Origin of the sequence: Bifidobacterium pullorum subsp. gallinarum (assembly GCF_000741215.1) — a bacterium.
Taxonomy (GTDB): domain Bacteria; phylum Actinomycetota; class Actinomycetes; order Actinomycetales; family Bifidobacteriaceae; genus Bifidobacterium; species Bifidobacterium pullorum_B.
In genome coordinates this window covers 1-1,722 of sequence record NZ_JGYX01000010.1, presented here as the reverse complement: position 1 = coordinate 1,722, position 1,722 = coordinate 1, and the positions used below count along the sequence as shown (strand labels likewise).

Sequence of the window (1,722 nt, the reverse complement as noted above, 5' to 3'; positions counted from 1 at the left end):
GCCATGGAATCGCGCGCGTCCGCCCTCGCCAAGGCTGAGACCGTCGCCTCCGAGATGGAGACCCGAAAGCTCAGGGCTGCGGCCAACTGCCTTAGGGAGGGCATCGGCGAGACCACGACCTACCTGCTCGACGAATACCCCGCCCGAGCACCGACGCCGGATCCGCACCAACAACATGATCGAACGGCTGAACCGTGAGATCCGCAGAAGGACGCGTGTGGTCGGCAGCTTCCCCGACGGCAGGAGCGCCCTCATGCTCGTCTGCGCCAGAATCAGATACGTCACCGCCAACGAATGGTCCACACGCCGCTACCTCGACATGTCCCGACTCAATGACAGGCTCATGGAAGCGAACTGATCACCGCGCCACGGACGGGCGGAACCACATTTGCGCAACTTTTCGGGCACAACCGCAGGGCATGCTCGTTGCGCTGAAGGCCTCGGGCAAGGCATGGAAGGCCCTCAAGGAGCAGGCGGATCTGCTGGAGAGGAGCATGAGACTCATCCTGGAGGACAACGCCCGCCCGCTGCTTGACATCTACTGCGCCAGCACGGTGACCGCCGCGGCACTGGCCATCGTCGCCGGGGACAACCCCGAACGCATCCGCAGCGAGGCCGCGTCCGACCAGGCTCTGCGGCGCCTGCCCCATCCCCGCCTCCAGCGGCAAGACCAACCGGCACCGGCTCAACAAAGGCGGCAACAGGCAGGGCAACTCCGCCCTGCACCACATCGCCATCGTCCGCATGCGCTACCACCAGCCCACCCGCGACTACGTGAATCGGAAGACCGGGGAAGGCAAAGGCAAGATGCAGAATCATCCGCTGCCCGGAACACTTCATCGCCCGCGAGGCCTACCGGGCCCTCATCTCCATCCGCCGGGGACGGACGCCCTGAACAAGCCACCGGCCGAACGCGGACGACGGCTTCGCGAGCTGCGCGTCACACACGGCATCACCCAGCAACAGGTCAGCGACGGCCTCGGCGTCCACTCCAGCCGCATCAGCGAGATCGAACGCGGCACCCGCAACCTACCCGAACTCGAACGTCGCGCCACCCTCTGGATCCAAACCATCACCACCCCGAACCAACCAACCCAACACACCGAAACCCTGATAACGCCCGGTTTGTTGCGCATTTTGGTTGAGGCTTGAGTTGAGAGACATGGTCCGTCGTCCGGGTACGATTTCAGTCGCCAAACCAAATCAACCTATTTAGGAAGGCGACGGAACCATGCCGAATCAGATTCTACAGGTCGACGAGAACATGCTCGAGACGAAGCTGGACCGGTTGGTGTCGGAGAAGGTCGAACAGCTGTTGAACGCGATGCTGGACGCGGAGGCCGACGAGATCACGGGCGCGGCCAGGTACGAGCGGTCCGGGGAGCGCAGGGCGTACCGGGCCGGCCACTACGAGCGGAACCTGACCGTGAAGGCCGGGACCATGACCCTGAAGGTCCCGAAGCTCAAGGGCGCGCTGTTCGAGTCGGCGGTCATCGAACGATATCGCAGGAGGGAGGAGAGCGTCGAGGAGGCGCTGATCGACATGTACCTGGCGGGAGTGAGTACGCGTCAGGTCGACGACATCAGCAGGCTTTTGTGGGGAGAACGCATGCCCTCCCAGACGTTGAGCGACAAGCTCAAGAAGGTGTACGAGGACATCGACCGATGGCGGAATCGCCCATTGACGGACCGTTCGTACCCGTATCTGTTCGTGGACGGGGT

At 63.6% G+C, this 1,722-nt stretch carries 2 protein-coding genes and 2 pseudogenes; all 4 read left to right on the top strand.

Annotation, left to right across the window (positions count from 1 at the left end; all coding sequences use genetic code 11):
• A pseudogene (locus BIGA_RS09390) lies at positions 1 to 358 on the top strand (transposase); the annotation flags it as partial.
• A gap of 290 nt (positions 359 to 648) precedes the next feature.
• Positions 649 to 717: pseudogene (locus BIGA_RS09985) on the top strand (hypothetical protein); the annotation flags it as partial.
• A gap of 27 nt (positions 718 to 744) precedes the next feature.
• Entirely contained in the window at positions 745 to 1,152 is a 408-nt protein-coding gene (locus tag BIGA_RS09980; protein WP_237744107.1) for a helix-turn-helix domain-containing protein, read from the top strand.
• A gap of 79 nt (positions 1,153 to 1,231) precedes the next feature.
• Positions 1,232 to 1,722, top strand: a 491-nt coding sequence (locus BIGA_RS08840) for an IS256 family transposase (protein ID WP_034259978.1), incomplete at its 3' end; no start/stop codon positions are given.

Coding starts and splice junctions, on each gene's coding strand:
- BIGA_RS09980 (WP_237744107.1), top strand. CDS start 745: ATGCGCTACCACCAGCCCACCCGCGACTACGTGAATCGGAAGACCGGG.